Annotated in this window: 21 protein-coding genes; 2 read left to right on the top strand and 19 right to left on the bottom strand. The window is 61.3% G+C overall.

Annotated features, from left to right (window positions below; all coding sequences use genetic code 11):
- Nucleotides 1-7 precede the first annotated feature (7 nt).
- The 3 genes from rfbB to rfbA all read right to left on the bottom strand — a co-directional run bounded on the left by rfbB (nucleotide 8) and on the right by rfbA (nucleotide 3,683).
- Nucleotides 8-1,033 carry a dTDP-glucose 4,6-dehydratase gene (gene rfbB / locus ACWTSU_RS07885; RefSeq protein WP_455139468.1) on the bottom strand — a complete coding sequence of 342 codons (1,026 nt, stop codon included), beginning with the start codon at nucleotides 1,031-1,033 and terminating at the stop codon, nucleotides 8-10.
- Nucleotides 1,034-1,299: 266 nt separating this feature from the next.
- The gene (locus ACWTSU_RS07880) at nucleotides 1,300-2,778 is read right to left on the bottom strand and encodes a sugar nucleotide-binding protein (RefSeq protein WP_455139466.1); all 1,479 of its coding nucleotides are present in this window, start codon (nucleotides 2,776-2,778) and stop codon (nucleotides 1,300-1,302) included.
- 2 nt (nucleotides 2,779-2,780) lie between these two features.
- On the bottom strand, nucleotides 2,781-3,683 hold the full coding sequence (gene rfbA, locus ACWTSU_RS07875) for a glucose-1-phosphate thymidylyltransferase RfbA (protein ID WP_455139464.1): 903 nt from the start codon (nucleotides 3,681-3,683) through the stop codon (nucleotides 2,781-2,783).
- Nucleotides 3,684-4,553: 870 nt separating this feature from the next.
- On the opposite strand from rfbA, the gene ACWTSU_RS07870 reads away from it, so the two are divergent.
- Nucleotides 4,554-5,849, top strand: a complete 1,296-nt coding sequence (locus ACWTSU_RS07870) for an ATP-binding protein (protein WP_455139462.1) — start codon at nucleotides 4,554-4,556, stop codon at nucleotides 5,847-5,849.
- A gap of 285 nt (nucleotides 5,850-6,134) precedes the next feature.
- Here ACWTSU_RS07870 and ACWTSU_RS07865 read toward each other — a convergent pair whose 3' ends face one another.
- Genes ACWTSU_RS07865 through loaP form a run of 10 tightly spaced genes read right to left on the bottom strand, consistent with a single transcriptional unit; the run spans nucleotide 6,135 to nucleotide 16,828 of the window.
- Entirely contained in the window at nucleotides 6,135-7,199 is a 1,065-nt protein-coding gene (locus tag ACWTSU_RS07865; protein ID WP_455139460.1) for an NAD(P)H-binding protein, read from the bottom strand.
- Nucleotides 7,196-8,590 (bottom strand): oligosaccharide flippase family protein, encoded by a 1,395-nt coding sequence (locus tag ACWTSU_RS07860; RefSeq protein WP_455139458.1) that lies wholly within the window; start codon nucleotides 8,588-8,590, stop codon nucleotides 7,196-7,198. Before ACWTSU_RS07860 ends, ACWTSU_RS07865 begins: the two co-directional genes overlap by 4 nt.
- Nucleotides 8,591-8,617: 27 nt before the next feature.
- Nucleotides 8,618-10,360, bottom strand: a complete 1,743-nt coding sequence (locus ACWTSU_RS07855; protein ID WP_455139456.1) for a thiamine pyrophosphate-binding protein — start codon at nucleotides 10,358-10,360, stop codon at nucleotides 8,618-8,620.
- Nucleotides 10,361-10,377: 17 nt separating this feature from the next.
- The gene (locus ACWTSU_RS07850; protein ID WP_455139454.1) at nucleotides 10,378-11,526 is read right to left on the bottom strand and encodes a polysaccharide pyruvyl transferase family protein; all 1,149 of its coding nucleotides are present in this window, start codon (nucleotides 11,524-11,526) and stop codon (nucleotides 10,378-10,380) included.
- A 25-nt stretch (nucleotides 11,527-11,551) separates the two neighbouring features.
- Nucleotides 11,552-12,709 (bottom strand): EpsG family protein, encoded by a 1,158-nt coding sequence (locus ACWTSU_RS07845; RefSeq protein WP_455139452.1) that lies wholly within the window; start codon nucleotides 12,707-12,709, stop codon nucleotides 11,552-11,554.
- Nucleotides 12,710-12,725: 16 nt separating this feature from the next.
- On the bottom strand, nucleotides 12,726-13,847 hold the full coding sequence (locus ACWTSU_RS07840) for a glycosyltransferase (RefSeq protein ID WP_455139450.1): 1,122 nt from the start codon (nucleotides 13,845-13,847) through the stop codon (nucleotides 12,726-12,728).
- A 21-nt stretch (nucleotides 13,848-13,868) separates the two neighbouring features.
- Nucleotides 13,869-14,684: an NAD-dependent epimerase/dehydratase family protein gene (locus ACWTSU_RS07835; RefSeq protein ID WP_455139448.1), complete on the bottom strand. Its 816-nt coding sequence runs from the start codon at nucleotides 14,682-14,684 to the stop codon at nucleotides 13,869-13,871.
- On the bottom strand, nucleotides 14,681-15,661 hold the full coding sequence (locus ACWTSU_RS07830) for a hypothetical protein (protein ID WP_455139446.1): 981 nt from the start codon (nucleotides 15,659-15,661) through the stop codon (nucleotides 14,681-14,683). The genes ACWTSU_RS07835 and ACWTSU_RS07830 overlap by 4 nt, the downstream gene beginning before the upstream one ends.
- Nucleotides 15,658-16,335, bottom strand: coding sequence for a sugar transferase (locus ACWTSU_RS07825; protein WP_455139444.1), 678 nt, complete (start codon nucleotides 16,333-16,335; stop codon nucleotides 15,658-15,660). Before ACWTSU_RS07825 ends, ACWTSU_RS07830 begins: the two co-directional genes overlap by 4 nt.
- Entirely contained in the window at nucleotides 16,304-16,828 is a 525-nt protein-coding gene (gene loaP / locus ACWTSU_RS07820) for an antiterminator LoaP (RefSeq protein ID WP_455139442.1), read from the bottom strand. The genes ACWTSU_RS07825 and loaP overlap by 32 nt, the downstream gene beginning before the upstream one ends.
- Before the next feature lie 495 nt (nucleotides 16,829-17,323).
- On the opposite strand from loaP, the gene ACWTSU_RS07815 reads away from it, so the two are divergent.
- On the top strand, nucleotides 17,324-18,721 hold the full coding sequence (locus ACWTSU_RS07815; RefSeq protein WP_455139440.1) for an endonuclease/exonuclease/phosphatase family protein: 1,398 nt from the start codon (nucleotides 17,324-17,326) through the stop codon (nucleotides 18,719-18,721).
- 118 nt (nucleotides 18,722-18,839) lie between these two features.
- On the opposite strand, the gene ACWTSU_RS07810 is transcribed toward ACWTSU_RS07815, so the two are convergent.
- From ACWTSU_RS07810 to ACWTSU_RS07785, 6 genes are all read right to left on the bottom strand, one after another.
- Entirely contained in the window at nucleotides 18,840-20,492 is a 1,653-nt protein-coding gene (locus ACWTSU_RS07810; protein WP_455139438.1) for an RNA-binding domain-containing protein, read from the bottom strand.
- Between the two features lie 191 nt (nucleotides 20,493-20,683).
- Complete coding sequence (locus ACWTSU_RS07805) at nucleotides 20,684-21,715, bottom strand: PRC-barrel domain-containing protein (RefSeq protein WP_455139436.1); 1,032 nt, start codon at nucleotides 21,713-21,715, stop codon at nucleotides 20,684-20,686.
- Nucleotides 21,716-21,725: 10 nt separating this feature from the next.
- On the bottom strand, nucleotides 21,726-22,175 hold the full coding sequence (locus ACWTSU_RS07800; protein WP_455139434.1) for a YtxH domain-containing protein: 450 nt from the start codon (nucleotides 22,173-22,175) through the stop codon (nucleotides 21,726-21,728).
- 51 nt (nucleotides 22,176-22,226) lie between these two features.
- Nucleotides 22,227-23,036 carry a cyanophycin synthetase family protein gene (locus tag ACWTSU_RS07795; RefSeq protein WP_455139432.1) on the bottom strand — a complete coding sequence of 270 codons (810 nt, stop codon included), beginning with the start codon at nucleotides 23,034-23,036 and terminating at the stop codon, nucleotides 22,227-22,229.
- 80 nt (nucleotides 23,037-23,116) lie between these two features.
- Nucleotides 23,117-24,463, bottom strand: coding sequence for a hemolysin family protein (locus ACWTSU_RS07790; protein ID WP_455139430.1), 1,347 nt, complete (start codon nucleotides 24,461-24,463; stop codon nucleotides 23,117-23,119).
- A 432-nt stretch (nucleotides 24,464-24,895) separates the two neighbouring features.
- Nucleotides 24,896-25,912: a hypothetical protein gene (locus ACWTSU_RS07785; RefSeq protein WP_455139428.1), complete on the bottom strand. Its 1,017-nt coding sequence runs from the start codon at nucleotides 25,910-25,912 to the stop codon at nucleotides 24,896-24,898.
- Between the last annotated feature and the right edge of the window lie 175 nt (nucleotides 25,913-26,087).

The raw sequence follows: 26,087 nt of genomic DNA, 5'->3' as shown, positions 1-26,087 counted from the left end.
TTCCTCCCTACTGCCCCTGGGCGGCGTACTTGGCCTCGGTGGCCTCCTTGGCCGGGCGCCACCAGTCCTCGTTGTCGCGGTACCAGGCGATGGTGGCCTCGAGGCCGGAGGCGAAGTCGGTGTGCCTCGGCTCCCAGCCGAGCTCGCGGCGGAGCTTCGTCGAGTCGATCGCGTAGCGGCGGTCGTGGCCGGGGCGGTCGCGCACCCAGTCGAAGGCGTCCTCGGGCTGACCCATCGCGCGCAGGATCTCCCGCAGGACGTCGATGTTGTTCTTCTCGCCGTCCGCGCCGATGAGGTAGGTCTCGCCGACGCGGCCGCGCGTGAGGATGGTCCAGACGGCCGCGGAGTGGTCGTCGGTGTGGATCCAGTCGCGCACGTTCCTGCCGTCGCCGTACAGCTTCGGGCGGATGCCGCAGATGATGTTGGTGATCTGCCGCGGGATGAACTTCTCCACGTGCTGGTAGGGGCCGTAGTTGTTGGAGCAGTTGGAGATCGTGGCGCGCACGCCGTAGGTGCGGTGCCACGCGCGCACGAGCATGTCGGAGCTGGCCTTGGTGGAGCTGTACGGGCTCGACGGGTGGTACGGCGTCTCCTCGGTGAAGCGCGCCGGGTCGTCGAGCGCGAGGTCGCCGTAGACCTCGTCGGTCGAGATGTGGTGGTAGCGCACGTCGTACTTGCGCGCCGCCTCGAGCAGGCGGAACGTGCCGTAGACGTTGGTGCGCACGAAGGGCTCCGGGTCGGCGATGGAGTTGTCGTTGTGGGACTCGGCGGCGTAGTGGACGATTGCGTCGTGGCCAGGGACCAGGCGGTCGAGCAGCTCCTCGTCGCAGACGTCGCCCACCACGAGCTCCACGCGGTCCTCGGGCAAGCCCGCGATGTTGGCCGGGTTGCCCGCGTAGGTGAGCTTGTCGAGCACGGTCACGTGGACGCCGGGGTGGTTGTTGACGACGTAGTGCACGAAGTTGCTGCCGATGAAGCCGCATCCGCCGGTGACGATGATGTTCTTGGGCTCGAAGGTCTCGGTGTCTGGCATGGTCCTGCCTTTCTGATTGCTACTCAAGTAGGATTGCACGCTTTGAAATAACGGTGTGTCAGAGTCCGACAGCGGAGAAAAACTCCTGTAGATTATCGAACGTCCTGTGGTCAGGGTCAGCAAGAGCGGCATCTGCCTCGAGGCGCGCGCAGGCAGACGCCGAGTCTGCTGGCCCCTCGTGAAGCCCAGTCCAAGCATCAGCGCTATCGCAGCCAGCTACCTTACAACACCGCCCCTCGAATGTAGCGCCCCCATTCGCGCACATATTAGTCCTCCAGGCCCGCGAGGTACTCGGCGAGCTCGTCCTCCCAGTCGCGGGGCGAGAAGCCCGCGGCGGCGAGCTTGGAGAGGTCGAGGTCGGAATGGACAGGGCGCGGGGCGACGGGGCCCTCGGCGCCGGCGTAGTACTCGGCGGTGGAGACGGGCGCGACCGCGTCGCCGTTGCCGCAGGTGGCCTCAAAGACCGCGCGCGCGATCTCGGCCCAGCTCGCCACGCGCCCGGAGCCGGTGAGGTTGTAGGTGCCGAACGGCGCCGGCTCGCTCGGCTCGACGTCGTCCCCGCGGTAGCCGAGCAGCCAGAGGATCCCCTCGGCCATCTGGTCGGTGAAGGTGAGCCGGCCCAGCTGGTCGTCGACCACGGTCACGCGCTCGAGCCCGTCCGCCGGGTCGGCGCAGCGCCGGGAGAGGGCGCGCATGGTGAGCGCGAAGTTGCGGCCCTCGCCGATGACCCAGCTCGAGCGCACCACGTAGTGGCGCGGGCAGCCGGCCACGGCCAGGTCGCCGGCGGCCTTGGACTGCCCGTAGACGGACAGCGGCGAGAGGTCCTCGCCCTCGCCGTGGTTCTCGGCGGTGCCGTCGAAGACGTAGTCGGAGCTCACGTGCACGAGCGTGATGCCGCGCTCGGCGCAGGTCCGCGCGAGCAGCGCCGGGCCGGTGGCGTTGGCCTTCCAGCAGGCCGTGCGCCCCTCGGGCGTCTCGGCGCGGTCCACGGCGGTGTAGGCGCCGCAGTTGATAACGGTGCCGTAGAGGCTCCAGTCGTAGCGGTCGTACTGCGCGGGGTCCGAGAAGTCGAACTCGTCGATGTCGCAGAAGTCGAAGCTGCCGAGAAGCCCGCGCGCCTCGGCGAGCCTCCGCACGGCGCGGCCGAGCTGGCCCTTGCAGCCCGTGACCAGCGTGCGGCGCGGCGCCATGGGAAGGGCGTCGGCCAGCATCGGGTGGTGCTGGTCGGCCTCAGAGAGCGTGGCCTCGGAGAGCGGGATCGGCCACTCGATGCCGAGCGTGGGGTCGGCGAGGTTGACGAAGGTGTAGGTCTTCTTGAGCTCGGCGGACCAGTGCGCGTTCACGAGGTAGGTGTAGGCGGTGCCGTCCTCGAGTGCCTGGAAGGAGTTGCCCACGCCGCGCGGCACGAAAATCGCGCGCGACGGGTCGAGCACGCAGGTGAAGACGCGGCCGAAGGTGGCGCCGGGGCGCAGGTCAACCCACGCGCCGAAGACCGAGCCCGCGGCCACGCTGATGAACTTGTCCCACGGCTCGGCGTGGATGCCGCGGGTGACGCCGCGGCTCGCGTTGAAGCTCACGTTGTTCTGCACGGGGCGGAAGTCCGGCGGCAGCCCCAGGGCCACCATCTTCTCGCGCTGCCAGTTCTCCTTGAACCAGCCGCGCGCGTCGCCGTGGACGGAGAGCTCCACCACCTTGAGGCCGGGGATGCCGGTCTCGGTGACGGCGAGGTCCTTCTCGAACTCCATGCCTAGTACTCCCCTCGCGACTTCACGAACGTGCCGGCGGCCACCTTGCGCAGGTGCTCGCCGTAGACGCTCTTACCGTAGGCATCCGCGGCGGCCAGGAGCGCGTCGGTGCCCACCCAGCCGTTCTCCCAGGCGATCTCCTCGAGCACCGCCACGGGCGTGTCCTGGGCGCGCTCCACCGCGCGGACGAACTCGCCCGCCTCGTAGAGGCTCTCCATGGTGCCGGTGTCGAGCCACGCGTAGCCGCGCCCGAGCGTCACCACGCTGAGCGTGCCGTCCTCCAGGTACATCCGGTTGAGGTCGGTGATCTCGTACTCGCCGCGCGCCGAGGGCTTGACCCGCTTGGCAAGCTCGCAGACGCGGGAGTCGTAGAAGTAGAGGCCAGTGACGGCGTAGGAGCTCTTGGGGTGCGCAGGCTTCTCCTCGATGGAGACGGCGTTGTAGTTCTCGTCGAACTCCACCACGCCGAAGCGCTCCGGGTCGTCCACGTGGTAGCCGAAGACGGTGGCGCCGCCCTCGGACTCCGCGCGCGCCACGGCGCGGCGCAGGTGACGGGAGAGCCCGTTGCCATAGAAGATGTTGTCGCCGAGGACGAGCGCGCAGGGCTCACCGGCGATGAAGTCCTCGCCGATGACGAAGGCCTGGGCGAGGCCGTCGGGCGAGGGCTGCTCCGCGTAGGAGAGCGAGACGCCGAACTGCGAGCCGTCGCCGAGCAGGCGTTCGAAGTTGGGCAGGTCGGTGGGGGTGGAGATGATCAGGATGTCGCGGATGCCCGCCATCATGAGCACCGACAGCGGGTAGTAGACCATCGGCTTGTCGTAGACGGGCAGCAGCTGCTTGCTCGTCACGAGGGTGAGCGGGTACAGGCGCGTGCCCGACCCGCCCGCCAGGATGATGCCCTTCATGGGTTTCCTCCCTGTTCGGACTGGACGAATCGATTATAGACGGGGGCCAGCTGGCCCCGCATCATCACGGAACGAGTACCGAGAAGAACCTTAAACGCGCTGGCGAACGGCGAACGTTCAGGCTGGTTCGGGTTGGTTCCAAACGCAGGAGCAATCAGCCCCGCGCAGCGCTCCCCAAGCTCCACTATTTACTATCTCTTTCTACTATTTACTTTGAGTGAAAGGTAAATAGTAAGTAGATAATAGGTCGCCTGGATCTGGGTCGAGAAGCCCCGCGCCTGACCGCACTGCCGTCTCGCAAATGCTCACACATACATCTCATCGAGCGTGACAAGATGTATGTCCTGTCGCCCCGCGCACTTACGGGCGGTCGCATCAGAGACAGGTCTCTTGGAGAACAGATCAGAAAGTCGCTGGTCGGACAGGCGGTGCGCCACAACGGACCCCAGCACGCCCTCGATGTCGGACACCGCGGACATCACAAAGCGGAACCAGAAGTCAAAAGGGGACGGACTCGCCCCGCTACGCCGCATAGGGCGGTTCGTCGAATATGAACACGAGCGGCTCGTGAGCCGCCTGCTCTGCTACATAGTCGAAGGCGTCGTACTATGCAGCCTTGCATTATGCATGCTTTCATAATATTAGACACATCTTCATCTGACGAGAAGAACCTCGTGTCCGAGAGTATCCTTCACTCAATTGGATGGGTCAGACCGCTTTGATGCGGCGAGCTGGACCGTATTACCGCAATTTACCTAACCCTCTATTCGTATTTTACCGAATGACTTATTCGTAATTTACCGAACGTAGTACTCGTATTTTACCGAATGTATGAGATATACTGCAGCTAGACACTAAGAAGGAGGGGGCATGCCCGCAAAACAGACGCTTATTCCGGACGGCTATGTCCCCCGCCTCATCGAAGGTCGCCTCGACGCGCTCCTCCAGGCGTTCGGGTGCGTCGAGATAACGGGCCCAAAGTGGTGCGGAAAGACTTGGACCGCCCTGACACGCTCAACAAGCGTCACCAGGCTCGACAATCGCCCTGAGCGAGAGGCCGCAGAAATGGACCCCACGCTCGCTCTCGTGGGCACGCCGCCACACCTAGTTGACGAGTGGCAAGAGGTTCCTGAGGTGTGGGACGCCGCGCGGCGCTACGTGGATGATTCGGGAAACAAGCGAGGGCTCCTGCTACTCACCGGATCGACCTCGCTCAAAAAGTCCTCGCGCGACAAGGTGCGCCACACCGGAACAGGGCGAATCGCACGGCTCTCCATGCACACCATGGCGCTGTGCGAGAGCGGGGAATCCTCTGCGGCCATATCGCTTAAGGCCCTGTTCGGCGGCGCCCCCCTTCCGCGCATGAGGTGCGAAACGGGGATTCAAGACGTTGCCCGATGGTGCTGCCGGGGTGGGTGGCCAGCCAACCTCGGCATCCCCGACGAGGCGGCCGCAGAAACCGCAAGCCAGTACGTGCAGTCCGTCCTTGACATCAACGTCATCGACGAGGGGCGCTCTCCCGAAACAGCGCTTTCCCTCATGCGCGCGCTGGCCCTCAACGAGAGCCAGGCCGTGACGCACAAGACGCTTGCCAAAGACATGTCCGCCGGAGACAAGGCCCCCGACGTCGACACCATCGCAAGCTACATCGAGCTCCTTGAGCGCCTCAAGCTCATCGACGGGCTGCGAGGCTGGGAGCCACCTATGCGCTCGAAGGCCCGCGTGAGGGTCAAGCCCAAGCGTTACTTCTGCGACCCCTCGATTGCAGCCGCGCTCCTAGGCGCAACACCCACTAGGCTTCTGCAGGATACGCAGACGCTTGGAATGCTCTTCGAAAACCTAGTCATCCGCGACCTGCGCGTCTTTTTGTCAACTTATGCCGGACTGGGAAACGCCCTCTCGTACTACCGCGACGACTCCGGGCTCGAGGTTGACGCCATTGTGGAACACGCCGGACAGTGGGCAGGCATAGAAATCAAGCTAAGCGACACCAAGGTAGATGAGGGGGCCAAAAACCTCGTTGCACTCAGGAATAAGGTGCTCGCAAATCCGGCAGCGCAAAACAGCGAGCCAGCGTTCCTGGCGGTAATCGTTGGTCGCGGAAGTCTCTCCTACACCCGCGACGACGGCGTCATGGTCATTCCCGCCTCACTCCTAGGCGCTTAGCCTGGCGAGGACTTGCGATAGGGGGTTAATCGCACCTCAAGCGACACTTTTGATTGTCGTCGTTGAAAACGCTGGTATATCCCTGTCGCAACGCTTTCGAAGCCACTATAGAAGACAGTTCTGTCACAGTTCTATCGCAAACGGGAATCGCACTCACACCTCCCGAATGCCTGGCTCCCTCCGCCCAACGAAGGCTGCGAGAGCGTCGCACTGGACTCATTAGTTTCCTGCCGAAGGACAGGGGCTTTTGAATGATTCACAGCACGTTATCGAGCACTCATTTTCTTAGATGCGGCCCCTCAGACGCCCTGCCACATACTTCGCAGCCGCCAAGATGGGACTGCCCTCCCGCAGGAGATCGCTGAGACAGTACTCACCCGTCAACGTGTCGATGCGCGCGTTCGCCCCGCAGGACGGATTAACCCGGCCACCGGACTTAAGGAATGCACTCAGAGCCTCGTGGAGCCCATCCCGCACCGGGCGCAGATCTGCCTGCCTAATCCCCGCCACCTTGAGCACCTTTGAGTTGTCGATGACGCGATCATACATCCGGTCGTAGAAAAGCTGGTAGGGCGCCCGCGCCGCCCATGCGTACTGGTCGAGCGTGCATGTCACCACCGTCACGGGGAGGCTCCGGCGGTATAGCTCAAGAACTTCTGACCAAGACAGCGACTCCGACGTCGCCAGGTTGTACACCTCACCCAGAGCGATATCGTTTCCGACGAGAGCGTAAAGCATGTGCGCAACGTCGGCACCAGACGTCATCGTCGTCGTCTTGGAGAGCAGCTCGTCAGGCATCGCAATCTGATAGTTGTGTATCGAACGCCACAGCCACGTACTCGCCTCAAGTATCCCGAGCTGGAACCTGCCGCCCGAGTCATACGTAATGCCCGGACGAGCAATGGTCCAGTTGGTACGCCCGGAATGTCTTAGCATGTCCTCGCAACGGGCCTTTGCCAGCGCGTACTCGTCCGTCCTAAGGTACTTCTCGTCCTGAGATACGTCCATTAGTCTCGGCGAGTCTTCCTTGAGCACCGGAGCGTCTGCGTAAACGCGATAGGAGGAGATGAAGAGATACTGACGAGTATTGGACAACAATCTCTCTGCAGCCTCTGAGAACTCCTCCGTCCGCCACACCATAAAGTCAACGATGACATCGTAGTTGGCAATCATCAAAATATTCTCTAGAAAGGCCCTGTCGTGCGCATCGCCAACTATGTATCGCACGCTACCGTGCCCCATTCTCCCCCTCGAGCGAGTGGTGACGTCCACAGACCAGCCGCCATCGGAGAGGAGGCTCACAAGATGCCTTCCCATGGCACCTGTGCCGCCAAGCACCAAAGCTCTCATTGCCGTCCCTTTGCCATGGAGATCGCCTTGCCCACAAGGGCCCGGTTCAGAACCACAAACGCGACGCCACCCAGCAGGGAAAGCGCTACGAGAGGGCCGGCTGAATCCGTATTGTAGACAGCGACAATCTCCGCGCTGACCGCCGCCAGAATGAGGAGCAGTTCCCCCCAGCGGACGACGATGACCGCATACTTCCTCGTCTGGAAGACCCGCACGACCCATACGACAAGCTGGCTGACGGCAACCGCCACGCCGATTCCAAGAAGCCCCAGCGGCATCACCAGCGTGAAGTTGAGCACCGCCGCGACCGCCGCGCCCACAATCGTGGTCGAGGCAGCACCCTCCGTCTTTACCGAACACATATAGAGCGTCCCATAGAAGCTCGAGAACGCCGAGAACAGTGCCCCCACATAGAGGACAGAGGTCAGGTTCTTCGCGGAATGATAGTCTGCCTCTGTGAACAGGAGGATAAATACAGCCGTCGCCGGCAATAGGACGAGTAGAGCGCTTGAAAGTCCACGCGCTAGAACCCCAAAAACCCTCGTAAAGAATAAATCGCGATCGCTCGCGGAATACTCGAGAACCGCCTGTTCCTGCCATGCCTGTTGGAATATCGAGGATAGCATGGTCACAGCTGAGGGAAATTTTGACGCTACGGCGTAGATACCATTCGCCGCAACACCAATAAAGCCTGCGATTGCCAGACGCCCCAGGCTCGTAATGCACCACCAACTCACCTGATTCGGGATGAGCGGCACTGCATATCGCAGCATCTTTCTCATATCCTCAAAGCGCGCAAGACCTAGGCGGATGCCTCTGAACTCCGCCGTTTTTCGCACACAGAAAACAATGGCGGCAACTGTAGCAAGCAGTATTGCCAGTAGCAGTCCCTGATAACCCATCGAGAGGGGAATCACGAATAGGAATGAGAGGGTGCACATAATAGCCGCATACAGAATCCCCTGCGCCGCAAACAGCTTGTTTCGGTGGACTCCGCGCACCCCGAACTGTACGCCTAGATACAACGCGCCTGTCACAATCATCGCGTACAGAATAAGTGCGTCCTGGAACCTGATCACCAGCCAAACGCCCCAGTACGCCGCGGAAAAGACGGCTATGAGCATCAGAAAGAGCAGCACCCAGGTTGAGAGCATATCCTCATACCCGCCTGTCTTCTCGACTATCCACCTAAAGAGCGCCTCGGGTATACACAGGACTGCCACCGTCTTCAGCAGCTCCGAGGCCGTGTAGATGAGGTCATACGTCCCCATACCCACCGTGTCTACGTAATGGGTGCAAAAGGGGATGACCAGCATGACGAGCACCTTTGACCCAAAGGTGCCGACCGCGAACACAAGAGTACTCTTTATGAGGCGCTCGGAACGGTCCACAAGCCCATCCTTTCGCGAGAAAGCCGCTTATCTGCCCAGTATCTTCTTGGCCATGTCGACGCCTTTCTGTCCCAAGGCCTTCTTGACCAGTTGCTTCGCCGCCCCCTTAGAGTCATGCGCTATGCTCGAAATCGCCTCAAGAGCGTCCGACTCGTTCTGGCTGTCCGTAAACACCTCAAGGACCATAGGCTTCTCGCGGTTCTCGGGGGAGATAAACTGCGGCAGGCACTCTAAGTACTCTTCCTTGCCAGATGCGCTCAGATACTTGAATCCCAAATCACTGGCGAAGTTCTTCACGAGCGTGCGACTTTTGTCGCCGAAGTGTCCCGCTGCCGCCATGAACGCATCTGCCTCATCACCAAACTGCGCAGCAGGATGGACATAGTTTCTGAACTCTGTTCCCCGACCGTTATTTACCAAGAGAATACGAATGTTCGAACAAAGGTGACGATTCCCTAGCACGTTTAAATCGTAGAAGAATGCCAGGTCCCCCAAAACACAGAAGAACAGCTTCTCGGGACTCGCTAGACTGGCCCCTAACGTTGTCGAAAGAACACCGTCGATTCCAAAACCACCGGTATTCGCATAGCATGCAACACTTTCTGGAGTCTCGAACATATTCCATGCCCTAAGTGAATTAAGAATTCCAAGGTGCAACACGCTGTTATCCGGCAGTCTAGGGGCAGTGTGTTGCGCTATCCAGAGATTGGAGAAGGGCAGTTCGGGTATGGCCGCAACGATTTCCTTGTAGACTTTGTTCCATTGTTGGAGGCTCTTTTTCGTCGCATCTGAGCGCGCCGCATCAACACCGGCATAGTGAGCAAAGAAGAATCTCTCGCTCATCTCAAAAACCGCTGTCTGCTTCCTATAACAATCTCGAATCTCCCCATCTGGATTGACACGCCAGACTTCAGATGGATATATGTGCAAGGACGCACCCGAAACCGAACCGATGTAAATCAGCAAATCAGGTCTCGCGATATCGGGAAGGGAGGCATCCTGATTGGTCACTAGCGCGGCGAGAACTCGGTGATTTCCCCGATAGTTGCTCGTCTGATCGCAAAGCACAACCGCATCGTAGCGCCCACAAAATCCCTCGATTGCCTCCGTGAGGTCAGCGGAAAACGGCATATGTGCACCGACAACGATGGCAATCCTCTGCGCATTTATTGTGGGTAGGCTATCTTCAACCGTATACCTCCTTATTTCGCGGTAGCGCGGCAGAGGCCTAGTTGAAAAGTCACGACTATATTCGGTCTGCAGGTCAATATGTACCGGACCACCTCCGTCCCTGGTGAGGGCGAGCAACGCCTCATTAAGCATCAGGTTACATGCCCACACATCCTCATCTGAGTGGGGCACCGTAACCCGCACGTGCTTGACGCAGACATCCGCCATTGGCGTGCTTCTATCCAGGACCTGTGGGACATACTGCCCGATTCGCCCGGGATGTTGCATGGAGGTCACCGCGAGAATGGGGAGCTTTCTATAAAATGCCTCGGTGAGCCCCGGGGTATAATTTCGCGAGGCCGTCGCGCCAGTACAAGAAAGAACGACTGGTTCGCCGGATTCTGCCGCCATACCGCACGCAATATATGCCGCTGAGCGCTCGTCCACAGAGGAAATCACTTCAAAGAATGAGTCGCCTTGAACACTTGCAACAAATGTTATGTTCGTGGTGCCGGGACTGGCTACGATTCTTTTGATTCCGAATTGCTTCAAGAGAGCCACGAGCATCCGAACGTTTTCCTCGTTTGTGTATCCCTTCATTGCTTCTACCCCAATCATTAACTTAAGGAATTTTTGAGATAATCGAAAGAGAGGCTTCTTTGGGTCTTAAGCCGGCTCCGCACCAGGGCCCAATCTATTGGAGCATCCATTTGATACTTAAGCGGCAACTTTGGATTGAAGATTCGGTCTTCAATTCCAAGAGATTTTAGGAGGGTTTCGATGCGGTCTCCCCCTCTGCTTGTTCGCGACCGAGGAAGAGGAATCGAGAGAAACGGCCTTTCAAACAAAATGCTAAACACAGTTCCATGAAACGATGACGTAACGACACTCTCAGCATTACGCACAAGCGAAAGCCACTGTGGAATGCTCGGATACATAGGGGGAACATGAGCGATGACGGGATATTGAGAGTAGTAACCGGATGAGTAGACGGGCACTATAGACAATCTTCTTGATTGCACATACTCCCTAACCTGATTCCAGTGCATATCCCTACTAAAAGCAATGTTCAGAATGTATGCGAACAGATACGCCTCGGCAGGACAGACATTCCTCTCGTCCATAAACAGGCTCTCGTAATCCGCTGCGGACAAGAGGAGCGTAGGGTCTAAAACGACGTCTGATTCAAATCCGCATCTAGCACATAACCGCTTTACCGAATCCTCTCGCACGCTAATATGATCAAGCTTCGACAACAAGTTGGCAAAGACTGGGACTTCTTTCTCTGTCAACGTTCTCCCTACGCTTGCTGCATAGGAGATCCTTCGTACATCTTTTAATCCAAAATGCAGGAACCACCCCTCCGTATTGGGGTCGTCGCACGGGAAGCCCCAGACCTGATCGCTTCCCACAATATACGCCTCGGCATCTGGCGGATCTCTTCTCAACTCATCTATTGATGAGTAAGTGGGCGGGCACAAGCGTAGGTAGTTCTCTCGAAAAGCGTCAAAGCCTCTGTCAGGATACGCGCTGCGTCTTAGCACACGGATTTTATCCGTTAGGTACCTAAAATCACCAAGTTTTGCGAGCGCTTTAATTGGATGTGAGGCGACGGCAGATATAGTCTTAGATGTAGTGCGGGGAGTATATTGGACATGAAAAGCAGTATGTCCAAGCTTCCTCAGCGCCTCTTCCAGAGCGAAACATTGCAACAACTGGCCATAGTTGGTTTGACTCGAGGAAAAAGATAGTATTGCGACGTTCACTTCTATATCCTTTGTTTCGGCACCTTTATGGGAGGCCGTAACGTCCCTCGCGCCCAGCCTCTATTGTTTCCTTTGGAGTAAATATCGAATAGTATGGATATTCATACCAAGATGCGACATAGCCCCTCTCTTCTACAAAAGAATTCAGAGAGTTACAGGTGATCACAAGAGAGGCCGTCACCATCAAAAGGGTCAGGGTTTCTCTATATCGCGGTGCACTGGCCAAGAGAAGGGGGATGAGGGCGACCTCTATTGTCTGAAATGCAAAGTACAGCCTAGTAGACGCAGAGGGAGAGGCGATAGATAGTAGATAGATTCCAAATCCAATTACGTAAATTTTAAGCAAGAACTCGATTTTTTGTGCATATCTATTGTGTTTGCCAGATGAGGCGGTGAGTGAAAGCGCCGCTATCGAGCCCGCAAAGAATGCACGCCGCAAAGCCGAAACAACAGATATCCCAACCATCGTATCAACCGATGAGTTTGTAAAATAGTAACCAATCGATGGTATATGTTGAGCAATTGAAAGCGCGGTTTCGGAGAAGAGGGGCAGCAGGCCAATAACAAGGCATCCTATGAGCAGGGCTACGTATCCCTTGCTGTTCTTTATGGCCAAAGGGAGTAGGGAAATTAGCAAAACGAACGAACTGCTGTGTATCGACACCAGCGCTGCGCAACCTAGGGAAAAGCGCAAGCGTTTTCCTGACTCCAACATTGGCAAAAGAATCCCAAGATACGTTGCCACAACGACTCCCTGACGTATCCCAGAAAAGAATAAGACTAAATACAAACTTGGATAAGACAGAATTAATGATAGTATCTTGTCTTCTGAATAAGAATTGATGAATCCGTTAAGACAAGCCATCATATAGCATGATATGCAGAAAATAAACAGCTCGAAGGGGATGTTCACTGCCTTCAGGATTAACATCCCGACTTTCCAGCCCACTTCAGAATGTATCTGGTCGGAAAAATACTCTGCTCCATCGAAAATGTTCGTTGGAGCGATGTCGTATAGCCATCTATACATATTATAGTCGGTGCCCTGCCATTCCCTTAGCCCGAGAAACAGGGTCATCGTTATCAGTAACAAGATGTATATTTTCTTATCAGCCCGAGGTCTCAGGAATGCCAGGAGTCGTGCGAGGATTAGTAGTATGAACAGAAGGATGTATGGACTCATGGTGTGTCGTATACGTTCATCTTTTTGTAGATAATTCTTTGCATTGTCTGACGCATTTTAGAAGAGACTCATACGACCATTCAGCTACGTGGCATAGTTGGGGGTTAGCGACTTCTTCGCATGCAGTTCCTTTTCTCACAAGCACTGCAGTACCACAGGCTTGGGCCTCAGCAACAGTCATACTAAATGTTTCTTCGAGGCTTGGATTCACGAACAAATCCGCCGCGCTATATATCTCGGCCAATTCTCTGGCTGAATTTGTACGCTGCAAACAGTGAATCCTGCCTGGCATCCTTCGTCTCTGTCTTGGTGTTATGCCCACCATAACAATTGAATAGCCCTCATCAAGATCTTGGGCTAAGCGAATAAAGTCGTACAACCCCTTTTGTCTTGTCCATGGTGACGCAACGCCGAGGACCATATACGTGCCCTCAATCCCATTTTTCTGCCTAAAGTCTGACTGGGTGAATTTGAACTGACTAGCATCCACCTCGTTAGGCTCCACCCTCACCATATATTTCCGCAGAAAGCTCTCCCTTACTTTATTTTCTAGCCAATGTGAAGGCACCACTAGAGTCATTCGTTCATATGGTACTGAAGTAAATATCCTTCTTTTATCAATATAGTTTTGCCTGTAGCCACTTCGGCAGTATGTTTTTGGGTACTCTTCCAGCTGCGGACAATCGCCTTCCTCTCCACAGCCGCTTTTCCATTGACTGCAGTTCGCTCTGATGAAATGTGCACAGTGCCCAGTAAATGACCAGCAATCATGCAACGTCCAGATAACCTGACATTTTTCCTTCTTTAGCCAGTCAAATAAGATTTCTATATTTATGTAATAGCCGTGAAGGACGTGAAGGTGGACCACGTCTGGCTTAAGGTTATCCAGCCACTGAATCAATTTAACAGTTGCTCTTTTGGAACCAAACCCGACCCTGTCAGTGACTCGAGTGTATAGCGCATGTGTATATACATCCGCCTTAGTGCCTATTTTGTATTCATGCTCATTCGTTGTCTCTCGCCCGCGCGCCCAGCATACATAAGACTCAACCCCTTTGTCAGTCAAGTGCGCGTGCCGTTGGAGCATGAGCCTGCCCGTCGACCCATATGAAAAGGCGTTTATCTGAACGTACTTCATCTCAACCCCAGAGCCCGCCAATCAAGAAAGGTTTCCTTTGTCTTTGACCCCCCATATCGCGGGCGAGTCGTATGGCCGATCCGGGTACGCCCCGTACTCCAGCTTGATGCCGAGCCCGTTATCGCGGATGAACGACTCGACCTCCTCCGCCAGCGACACAGGTCTCCCGGAACAAACGTTGGTTACACCCGTCTCGCTCGAGAGAATCTTGTCCGCGGCAATCTCGCAGAACCTCTCGTATGGCAGAAAGTCATACTTCGGCTTGCCTGAGGTGAAGGGGAATGTTCGCTGCCCGGACTCGGCCGCTCGCACGATCTTGGAGAAGATCGAGTCGCCCCGGCCGTCAGCACTCACGAGGTAGAACCCCCGCATCCAGAGCCCCTCACCACCCGCGGTCTCGCACATGGGCAGGAACAGCTGCCTCAGGGCGTTCTTCGCCACCCCGTACGGCGTGGTCGGACGGCAGGGCGTGCTCGCGTCAACCGCCCCCTCGTGGTAGCCCACCTCGTGCATCGTCCCCATGACGCAGACGCGCGGCACGCCGGCCTCGAGGGCCCTCTGAAGGAAGTGGTAGTGGCCGGGCAGGTCGTCGACGTGCGAGTCGTCGCAGTGGCGGAAGCCGTTGCGCCAGGCAAGGTGAACGAGGACGTCGGCCCCCGCCTCACGCAGGTCACCGACGCTCGCCGAGAAAACGTCGATGACGCTCTCGGAGTATCCGGGCGCCTCCCTGCCCGAGGCGCGCAGCCCCCAGCCGACGACCTCACAGCCGCGGCCGAGCAGCTCGTCGACGACGCCGCTCGCGATGTATCCGTCAGAGCCGGTGACGAGCACCCTCATAAGACCCCCAGTTCCTCGAGAACCCTCCCGACCCAGGAGCGCACGGAGTAGGAGTACCGGACCTCGTCCGGGTAGGGCTCCGGGTCGACCATTGCCGATGAGATGTCCGCCCCGCCGTCATCCACGATGACGTTTCCGAACGGGAAGAAGTCGTAGGCCCTGACCCCGACGTTGGAGGTCACGAGCCTCCTGTTCATACCAACGGACTCGATGGTCCGAATGGTGAGTCCGCGCTGCCCAGCCTGGGGCGAGTCCACCAGGGCGCGCGAGCGCGCGTAGGCGGCGAGCGTCTCCACCCGAGAGAGCGGCCGCGTCGTGAGCTCAACCTCGCGGTACTCCGGCACCTGCGCCCTGCGCAGGGCCGCCACGGAGCGCGACGGGACGTAGTAGTGCTTCAGGACGCGCGCACCGGCGGCCTCGAGTCGGTCGACCATCGACTTGACCCTTAGGAACTTGCTCACCTGGTGGACGCTACCCACGAAGCAGGCGTCGTACTCGTAGGGCTCCCCAGACGGGAACCGGGGCGGGTCGAAGGCGTAGAACAGCGGCAGGAACCCGAAGCCGCGGCGCTCGCAGTCGAGCGGGTCGAACGACAGAACCCTGTCGAACGCCGGCGCGGCGGCGCCGGCGCGCTGGCAGTTCTCGGCGGAGTCCCAGAGGTAGAGCGCCGTCCTCGCCCCCGACTCCTCTCTGAGCCTTATCGTCTGGGGGAGGTCAAAGCACCACGACATGCCGCCGAGGGCGAACACCGCGTCGTAGCGGGTCCCCCGCACCCTGGCGAGGACCGCCTCGAGGTGACGGTCGATGAGGGGCTGCACGAGCCCGTAGGAGACCCTGGCGAGGCTCCTGAAGGCGACGCCGTCGCTCGGGCGGTCGCCCATCAGGTCCACCTCGACTCCCCGGCGGCGCATCTCGGCGGCCACGTCGTCGCGGTAGCCGAAGAACGGCGGGGCGAGCATGAGGACACGCGCGCTCACTGGCCCCTCCCGAGAGCTTTGAAGGTCTTGGCGAACACCTGGAGGTCGAGCGACAAGCTGGCATGGCGCACGTAATAGAGCTCAAGCTCTTGTCGCCGGCCGTTCTGCCAGGTGGCGTCGTTGCGCTCGGTGACCTGCCACCAACCGGTGATGCCGGGCTTGACGCTCAGGAACTCGTCGCGGTTCTCGCCAAACTCGTAGGTCTCGGACTCGGTGACCGGCCGGGGACCAATCACAGAAAGATCCCCCAGCAGCACGTTGAGGAACTGGGGAATCTCGTCGAGTGAGCTGTTGCGCAGGAATCTGCCGACGCGCGTGATGCGGGGGTCGTTGTCGAGCTTCTGCTCCCGCTTCCAAATCTCGAACTGCTCCGGAGTCATGTAGCGCTCAGGGTGCTCGTTGGCATCGGCAACCATCGTGCGAAACTTAAATATGCCGATTTTCCTTCCATGGAGACCAACACGCTCCTGGCGGAATATGGGGCTGCCGGGGGAGTCGATGGCAATGACCGCGCACAGGACGAGCGAGGGAATAAGCCCAACCACGCACGCAGCCCCAGAGAAGACGATGTCGAACGTCCTCTTGATGAAGCGGTAGCCGAGGCCGCCCCTCTTGGGAGCCGCGGCTGTCGCGCCCTTCTCGCTAACTGCGCTTTCTGACGATCTCGAGTCCAACCTTCACTCTCTTGGTTCGGCCGAACATGTGCACTTCCAGCTCGGCGATGCGCCTGTGGCGGTCCACGCGCGCGATCTGCGCCTCGTGCCCGCGCAGCGGACCCTTGGTCACGAGCACGCGGTCGCCCTCGATGACGCCCTCGGACATCGCGACCACGTGGGTCTCGACGTCGGTGAAGGCGTTGAGCCATGCGACCTCGTCGTCCGTCAGGGGAATGAACGAGTCGTCGTTGCCGCCGAGCAGGCGGGTGAACGCGGGCACGCGCGAGAGCCTCTGCGCGAGCGCCGCGGGATCGGTCGTCTGAACAAAGATGTAGCCGGGGAAGAGCACGCCCCGGCAGAGCTTCCATTCGCCGTGGATCTTTCTCATTGCCTCGTAAGCGGGGGTGTAGCAATCCTCGGCCACGTCCGGCAGCAGGCGCAGCACGAGCTGATGCGCGCGCTCCTCCCTGCCGCCCGCGACCTGGATCACGTAGAGAGAGGACTTGGCCATGGCATCACCCTCTTTCGGCAAGGCTTCGCCACAACCGCTCCCGGCAGCAACTGCGACTATTCATTCTCCTGGCGGCCGCGACAACGCGCGCTCAGCGACGATTGCCCGCCGGAAGGATATGTACGCCCCCGCACATGCATGCAGAGACAAGGCTACATTACCGCATTCAGCCAAGTAAATGTTGCGGCAACACGGCCGATTGCGGCATCGCCATGGACTTTGACTAAACACGATGCGCGACGCCCGGGATTTCTGGGAAGTCGGAGGGCCTCTCTCGCCTCCGCTTAGAGAGTCGCGGAAGTCTGTGGGCGCGGCGGCAGACTTCTGTGGTTTCTTGGGCGGCGCACCGCGCAATCCACCGACTTCCGCGAATTCGAGAGCGCCGAGGCGGGCTCTGGACGGAACGCGCCTCAGGCGGCGTATCAGGCAGCGGGATGTCTTGTGGGTTCGGCGAGCGGGCCCGCCGGCTGCTGGGCGCTTGGGTACGATGGTGCCATGGCTGATCACTTCTCTGACAACGCCGCCGGCGCGACACCCGGCAAGGAGGACACCGACGCGCGGTGGGAGCCCATCCCGGACGACGTGTGGGAGCTCAACGAGGCCGTGCCTGAGCCCGAGTCCGACACGGCGGCCGGTCGCGCCGTCGACGAGTGGCTGGAGCCCGCTCCCGGGTCGACCGTCGTGCGCGCGCGGCCCGTTGCGGCGCCGCGAGCCCCAGGGGACACGGCGTCCGCGCCGCGCGTTGCCGCGCCGTCAGCGGGCGAGGCGCCGGCGGGAGGTTCGTGGCGGCCCGATGACGCCGGAGCGGGCGCGGGGCCCGCGGGCGGAGGCACTTCTGGCCCTGACCGACCGCGTCACGAGCACGGGCGCCGACCGGCGCGGCACGGGTGCCTCTCCGCGCTGCTGTGGTTGGTCATGGCAGGCGTCCTGGCCGTGATGGCGCTGCGTTGCCTGCCGTCTGACATGGCCAACGGGCGCCTGGTGCCCGAGGTGGTCTCGTTCGTGCCGTGGCTCTTCGCGCCAATCGTGGTGTGCGGCGTGCTGGCCATGCTGTGGCGGCGCCGGCTGCTGACGGTGGTGAGCGTGGCCGCGCTGGTCGTGATGCTCTGGTGGCACCACGGCTACCTGCTTCCCGGCGCGCGCGTCTCCGGCGCCGCGGGCTCGGCCGTTGCGACAGGAGCCAGCACCTCCGACAACGTGGCGCGCATCATGACGCTCAACACCAGGAACGGCGGCGCGTCCGCGCAGGAGGTCGTGAACCTGGTGCGCGAGAAGAACGTCGAGATCCTGTGCCTGCAGGAGCTGTCCGACGAGTTCGTCGCCGAGCTGGCGGCGGCCGGGATCTACGACGTGCTGCCCTACTACGTAATCTCGGACGCGGCCTCGGAGGTGAGCAACGGCGGGCGCAACGGCATCTGGACGATGGCGCCGATGAGCAACGTCAGCGGGAACCTGCTACCCATAGAGACGAGCTCCATGCCCGCGGGGACCGTGCAGATTGGCGACCGCGCGGTGCGCGTGGTGAGTGTGCACCCCAACTCGCCGGTGCGCGGGGCGCAGGATCTGTGGGACGAGGGTCTCTCGGTGATCGGGTCGCTCTCTGACTACGACCACACCTATCTGGTGATGGGCGACTTCAACTCCACGTGGGATCACGCGCGCTTCCGCGAGCTGCTGGGGACGAGCTTCGTGGACGCCGGCGAGCAGGCCGGCGAGGGGTTCCACATGACGTACCCGTCCGGGTCCGTGGCCGGCATGACGCTGCCGTCTTTGGTGGAGATCGACCACATCGTGTACGCGCGCGACTCCGGGCTCACCGTGAGCGGGCTCGAGGCCGTCGCAGTGAGCGGGACGGACCACCGGGCGCTGCTGGGAACGCTCGAGGCGGACTAGGGCCGCCGTGCGTGACGGCGACGCCCGAGGTGCGTCATCCGGACGATTTGAGGCCTCAGAGTGTCAGCTTGGCGCATATCCATCCTTAGTAGACGCCCCATTCTCGTTGTCACAGGCGCTATCGTTTTGCCACGTAGTATGTCGACCGCGTCTTCCCGTGCCTCTCAAGCTTGTTCTCTTTGACCAACTTGACGAGTACGGCGTATGCCGTGGGGGCATCAACGTGCAGGAGGTTGCACACATCCGAGTTGGTAACCCGCTCGCTTTTCTCGGCAAGCTTAAGAACAAGTTCCTCGTGGCGCAGCCGGTCTATATCTGTCTGACGAACATATTCCGCGCCTTTGTTTGCCGCACTGTGGACCCTTGCGCTAAGCGTATAGGTTCGTCCCCTTCCCTGGCCGCTCGCTTCGACAAGCCCCGCCTCGGTCAACGCTTCAAGCGTCTGCCTGAGGCGCGAGGCCTGTAGGTCAATCTCACCCTCAAGAACATCGGCTGACGCACGACGCACCCGCTTAAGACAATCCAGAACCAACAATGCCTGAAGCGACAACTGCTTGCCCGTACGCTCCCTCTCCTCCACGATGAGGCGTGCGAAGGACTCGTCCGGCTCGCTGCGAGCAATGAAGAGCCGAACCTGTCGCGCATTGGATTCCGAATAGTCTGGCAGTGGACGCCCGTATGAGAGCGACCCCTGATATATTCTGTCGACCCCGCGCCCCGTGCGCTCGGCAAGCCCAACGCGCTTAAGGGCGTCCATGAGGCAGGGGTTTCTCCCCCCGGGCTCTGCCGTCAGCAGGTTCTTCACGGTAATGCCCTCGATGAAGCCACCAGGGTTCGTTATCGCGAAGCCCCCGTCGTCAATCAGCACCCGAACCCTACCGAGCATTGAGTAGTCCCTGTGTCCAAAGGCGTTGACCACTGCCTCCCTGATAGCCCGGCGATCGAACGCCGGAACGGGGTCGTTGAAAAGGCCGCCGAACGACACCTCCGTCACGGGGTTCCACGGCTCAATGGCTGCGACCATTTGCTCAATCGTCGTGAGAAGCGGCGTGTCATACGTTGCGTTCACGCGAATGTCGGTGCCCTCGAGCACCTGAAATGCGGCTCCAGCGGTTGGGGCAAGCCTCGCCAGCGATCCCGCCCTCCCGACTAGCAGCAGGCCCGCTAATGTGGGCACCTCAACCTCGGAGATGGTTGTTGTGAGGCGGAGGGCTCTTCTGAGTTCCTCGTCAGACAGCTCCAGCAAGCTTTTGTCCCCGCTTCTGGAGTCCTCGACAATTCGTCGCAGGTGGATGAGTTCCATTGGGTCAAGGTCGTCAACGGACGCATCGGGCATCGCTTGAGCCGTAAGATCAAGACGGCCGAGATCTGATAAACGCGTTGTTATCTCAAATGGGTACAGGGGAACCGACGCGGGCTTCCCATCAGTCTTGAGCCTGCGCCTGAGCATTTTTCCGGATGACGTTGCGATAATGCTGGCGGATTGAGGAACCTCAAGATGGAGAACGGGGAGCCCCTCGAGCTCGATGACCTCAGAGCGAACTGACACGGGAGGGACCGTCTTGTTGGCAACCACAGCCGCCATCTGAATAGCGTCTCTGTGTTGCGGCTGTGCCCCCGTTACCTCGCCGTTGTCTTCTATTCCGACATAAAGATCTCCGCCATCGGTATTCGAGAGGGCAACAACCTCTTCTGCTATCACATTCTCCGAAAGCGTTTTTCTATCGCTCTTGAATTCGATTGAAAGGGACTCGGTCCAAGGCGCTGCCATCGCATAGTCCTTTCTCCGGTTTCCGAAAGAATACCAGAGATTCCGAATCATTCGGAATCTCTCGGAATTAATTCGGAATCTCTGTAGGAAATGAGCGATTGCAGCAGATTGACTGTCGTCGCAACAATGGGACAGAGCAGTACGGAACCATTGGAAAGCCACGCGTCCGTGTGGCGTGAGTACCCCCGTTGCTACTCCTTGCTGGCCTTGTCGAACTCGCTCTTGAAGTCGCCGAACATCTTGCCGAAGGAGCTGAGCTGCTTGCCCGCCGCGCGCGCGACCTTGTCGCCGGTGGTGGCGGGCTTCTTCTTGGCAGCGGGCTTGGCCGCGGGCGTCTTGGCGGCCGGCTTCTGGGCCTGCTTGGGCGCCGGCGCGTAGGTCTTGGGCGCGGGGCGCGCCGGGGCCGCCTCGGGATCGACGCTCTTCTCGGCGAGGCGCTCGACGGGCTTCTCCACGCGCACGTCGGCAGCCGGGACGGCGGGCGCGGACGCCACGGGCTCATCGTCGTCAGCGGCGGCGTCGGCGACGGCGCGCTTGGCCTTGCCGAGCGCCTTCCCGAGCGCGAACGAGCCCTTGTCCACGGCCTTTCCGGCCGCGGCGCCGACCTGCTTGCCCACCTTGCTGGCGCCCGCCTTGGCACGCGCGTAGCCCTCGCCCGCCGCGCCGGCCAGCCCGCCGTCGAGCTCGACCGCCCGGTCGCCGGGGTCGATGACCATGCAGCCGTTTGAGTAGCCGCACACCATGTCAGGCGTGATGACGAAGGAGCCGATGAGGGCGCGCGCCATGCCGCCGTCAGTGGTGAGGAAGCGCGTCACGCGCCCGGTCCTCTCGTCGACCTCGGCGTCCGAGACGTAGCCGAGGGACTTGCCGCTCGTGGTGCGGGCGTCCATGCCCGACCAGATGATGCAGGCGTCCCAGTTGAGGCCGAGGCGCTTGATCGCACGGTCGTCAAGCGGCGCCTCGGCGTCGCTCACTAGCAGGGAGCCGTCGTCGGCGACTGCGAACGAGTCCCAGGCGAGAAACGCGTCGGCGCGCTTGACCATCCCGACGACGTCGGGCCGCTTGACCATCAGGCCGGCGACCCGCCTGCCGTCGGGGTAGAAGACGGCGTTGTGAACCTTGCCGAGCTTCTGGTACTTCTCGGTCGTGGTTCCGTCCTTGGCCGTCTTCGTCTTCTTGTGTACGAGGACCTTGCGCCCCGTGAGCTCGGCGACTCTGAGCACGCCGTGGCCCTTACGCCTCGGGCGTCGAGGCCTCTTCGTCGACGACCTCGACGTGAACGGCCTCGGCCTCCTTGGAGGCGGACGGTGCGGGGTCGCTCATGGCCGTGACGCGGTCCGCGACGGCATTGGCGGCATCCTTGACCTGATCGGACGCGTTCGAGACCGCCTCGGAGAGGGAGTCACGCAGCTGGTCCATGCGCTCGCGCGCGAGGTCGACCTTGGCGCGGAGCTCGTCGGTCTTGGCGTCGACGACGGGTCGCACGCCGCTGAACTTGTCGTTCACGACGCCGGCGCCGCGCTCGTAAGTGTCGACGGCGGAGTCCCAGGCGTCGTTCATGGCGTCAGCGGCCATCGCGCGGGTCTCGGCGCCGGAACGCGGGGCGAGCATGATGCCCGCGACCACGCCGGCGGCGGCGCCGACGATGCTGCCGAAGATAAAGCCGACCGTCTTCTTGTTCATGGGAACCTCCTGTCAATGCGGACAATGTGAGGCGCGAAGAGCGCCGGCTAGCTAACGCACGAGGTGCGGGCGCGGGATGTCGTTGCGGTCCCAGGGTCCGGGCGCGGGGGGCTCGGGGGCATCCTCGGTGACCTCAGACGCCTCGGGGCGCGGAGCGCCCTCCTCCGATATGGGCTTCTCCGATGCCGGCGGGAGGTCGGAGGCCTCTGCCTCCTGCTCGGGCTCCGGCGCGGCAACGGGAGCGGGAGCGACCTCGTCGGGGACGAACTCGAGGGGGAGCTGCTCGGCAGGCTGCTCGTCGACGACGGGCTCTGGCTCGGAATCGGGCTCGACATCCTCCGCGGTCGTCTCCGGCTCGGCCTCGGGCGCGGCGTCCTTCTCGCCCGCCGGGTCGCCGAGGCTCTGGACGAGCGCGACCAGCCCGCCGACGGTAGCCTCGACGTCGGGCTGCGGCTCGCCGCCGCCCGAGTAGGCCCACTGGAGAATCCAGGCGGCGCTCGAGAGCGCGCCGGCGACGAGCACGTCATCAGGGCAGGCGAGCGTAATCTCGTAGGCGCGCTCCCCCACCTGGCGGGTCTGGCCGCTCGTGATGTCACCGGCGACGTCGGTCTGCGCCAGGAGCTCAACGGTCACGTGCTCCAGAAGGTGCGCGGTCTCGGTGTCGCCCGCGACCTCGCCAAAGCGCGAGGAGGCGTCCCCCAGGCAGACGTGGTTGGCGAGGCCGGGCATGAGCGCCATGACGCGCCCGGTGGCCTCGGGGTCGTCGGAGGTCATGAGCGGGCCGCTCGGGGCGACCTCGACCTCGGCAACGAGTGCGCGCGGGCCAACCGTGACCCGCCTGATATCGAACAGCTGAGCCATCCCAGCTCCCTCTCGCTCCGGACCCGCGCGCGGCGGGTTACGGCCTTCCGTACATTGTAGTGAAACTCGCGTGTCGGGGACTAATCCTTCGCCGAGTCGGCGCCCTTCTCCCCGTCAGCGTTCTGCCCCTCGTCCTCGGCGGGCGGCTCGGGGGCCACGACGCGCAGCATGGAGACGCGCCGGCCGCGCATGGACTGCACGCGGAACTGGTAGCCGTCCTTCTCGACGACGTCCCCGGGGTGCGGCAGCTTGTCGGCGAGGTCGGTGACGAAGCCGGCAACGGTCTCGTACTCCTCGCTGTCCTCGACGGGCCAGCCCAGATCGATGGCGTCGTCGAGCGAGAAGCGGCCGTCCACCAGCCACTCGCGGTCGGAGAGCTTGGTGAGGTATTTGTTGTCGGGGTCGAACTCGTCCTCGATCTCGCCAACAACCTCCTCCACGATATCCTCGACGGTGATGACGCCCGCCGTGCCGCCGTACTCGTCCACCACGATGACCATCTGGTCGTGGCTGGACTGCATCTCAGAGAGCAGCGGGATGATGTCCTTGGTGTCGGGCACGAAGTCGGCCGAGCGCACGTGCGCCGAGACGGGGTCCGAGGCGCGGCCCTCGTCGAGGATCGGACTGATGATGTCCTTGATGTGCGCGATGCCGACGATGCGATCCACGGACTCGTGGTAGATGGGGATGCGCGAGTAGCCGGTGCGGCGCATGACGGCAAGGACCTCGGAGAGCGTGGCGGTGTCCTCGATGGCGGTCATGTCCACGCGCGGGACCATGACCTCGCGCGCGATGGTGTCGCCCATGTCGATGACCTCGTGAATCATGGACTTCTCCTGGTCGGAGAGCTCGTCCGCGTCGGTCACCATGTACTTGATCTCCTCCTCGGAGACGCTGTCGCGCTCGTCGGCGGACTTGATGCCCAGGAGCGCGGAGAGGCCGTTGGCGGATGCGGCGGTCAACCACACCAGCGGGCGCGCGACGTGCATGAACGCGCGGATGGGACCCACCACGGACTTGGCCACGGACTCGGAGTCGGCGAGGGCGATGCGCTTGGGGACGAGCTCGCCGACGACAATCGAGAGGTAGGAGACGGCGAGGGTGATCAGGATGGGGGCGAGCGGCTCGGCGATGAGCGCGGGCATGCCGAGGCTCTCGAACCAGCTGCCCAGCGGGTCGGAGAGGCTGGTGCTCGCGAACGCGGAGGACGCGAAGCCGACGAGCGTGATGGCGACCTGAATGGTCGCGAGGAACTGCTCGGAGTTGGAGGCCAGGTCGAGCGCGGCACGCGCCTTGCGGTCACCGTCCTCCGCCTCCGGCTCGAGAAGCGCCCGCTTTGCGCTCACGACCGCAAGCTCGGACATGGAGAAGAATCCGTTAGCGAGCGTGAGCAGGAAGGTGACCACAATACTTATCGCTACGTCCATGCGCCTGTGCGCAACCTCCTTGGTCGAGGGTCAGATGCGTGCCGTCGGCAGGGACGTTGGCGCCACCGGCACAGTCAGATAATTCTAGCAGGTCGTCAGCGTGCGGACGGCACGAGAACGCATGCCGAGTGCGGCACCCGCGCAATTCGCCCATTCGTTACACAATTTGAGCTTCCAAGGCGCAAAACGTCAGCTTCTTACACGGGGTTTTGACGACACCTTGAGTAGACCACGTATACTTAAAAATATAATCACTCATTCTACCTGCGAATATATGATACTTACCATTAAGGAAGGTCTTTCGATACTGGAGGCTCCGCTCAAACCCTGTGTAAGAAAACACGGTATTGCGCATTCGCGGTCCATTTTGCGTAACGAACAGCCAAATTGCACACCCTAGCCATCTCGCGGCACTTTTGAAATCAGACGACCCTATCCCACGCCGTTGTTAAGGTGCAGCAAGGCCGCCTCGGTGAGTTCCGGACCAAAGAGCCGAGCCCTGAGCGCGTGCCGGGCGGAAAGCATTCGCTCGCTCGGCGCCCGGCGTTTGATGCCCAAACTTTGTTCGAGGTCCTCGAGGAACTGATCGAGCTCGGCGTCGCTACCCAAGATTCCACGGGTGAGCGTAAGGTAGTCCAACCCCTCTTGTTTGTAGGCACGACGCTTCCGCTCGTCGCGAGCACGGGCCTCCGGACTCTGGTGCCACCGCGTGCTGTCGTACTCGACCACCGTGCCGCATGGCCAGCTGAAATCCGGAATTATTCGCCTCTGCCCTATCGTTGCGGCCAGTGACCTGGGAAGGGAGATTGGCGCGTTCAGGGAGAAGCCTCTCATCAGCGCCCCTCCGCGCACACGGGACAAAGAGAGCATGATGCCTATGTCCGACTCGCGCACCGAGCGGGAGCCGGGCACCACCAGGTCGAGGGCGTCGAGCACGCGGTCGGCGCACCTCACGCCCAGCGCAGCAGCGTCCGCGGCATACCCTCGCAGCTCCTCGAGACTCGTCAGCGGCTCCAGGTCGCCGACGGTGCCCGACGCTGACCCGGGCACGACTGCGTAGCTCCCGACCAACTCGTAGGCAAGCTCCGCGAGCTCCACCACGTCCGTCGAGGCGCCGAGCTGAGCAAGCGCGAGCGGCGCGCGACACACCCACAGCCCGTCCCCGACACTGACGAGATGCTGGTCAGCAATCGGGCCCCGCCATATGTGGTCGGCAATCAACTTGTTGTTGTGCCGCGGGCCACTTCCTGCGCGCACGACGTCGAGCGGCCCATCGCACGAGCACACTTCGATCCCCCTGCGCGCTCGCTCCGACAGCGTGAGCCGTCGCGTGCCGTACACGCGCCCGCCGGCGTCATCCCCCGCGGGCTCCGGCGTCGCACCGACGCGGGCGCGGCGCCAGAACGCGAGGGCTGACTCGTACCCGATCACCAAATCACGCTCGCCCATGACCAGCTCCTTCCGTTGGGAGCAGAGCGTAGCCCTCTGCCATCCCTCGTGCGACGGCAGCGCGCGCAATCGGCGAGCGGTCGGATCGGGTCCGGAAGCCAGCGGCGAGCCTCGTGCAAGTTACAGAAAAACGCCAGCGCGCGGAGGGTCGCCCCGCACGCCGGCGTCACAATTC

The sequence above is a fragment of the Thermophilibacter sp. genome (assembly GCF_966187215.1).
The sequence above is the reverse complement of the archived record's forward strand: the minus strand, read 5'-3'. Positions and strand labels throughout refer to the sequence as shown.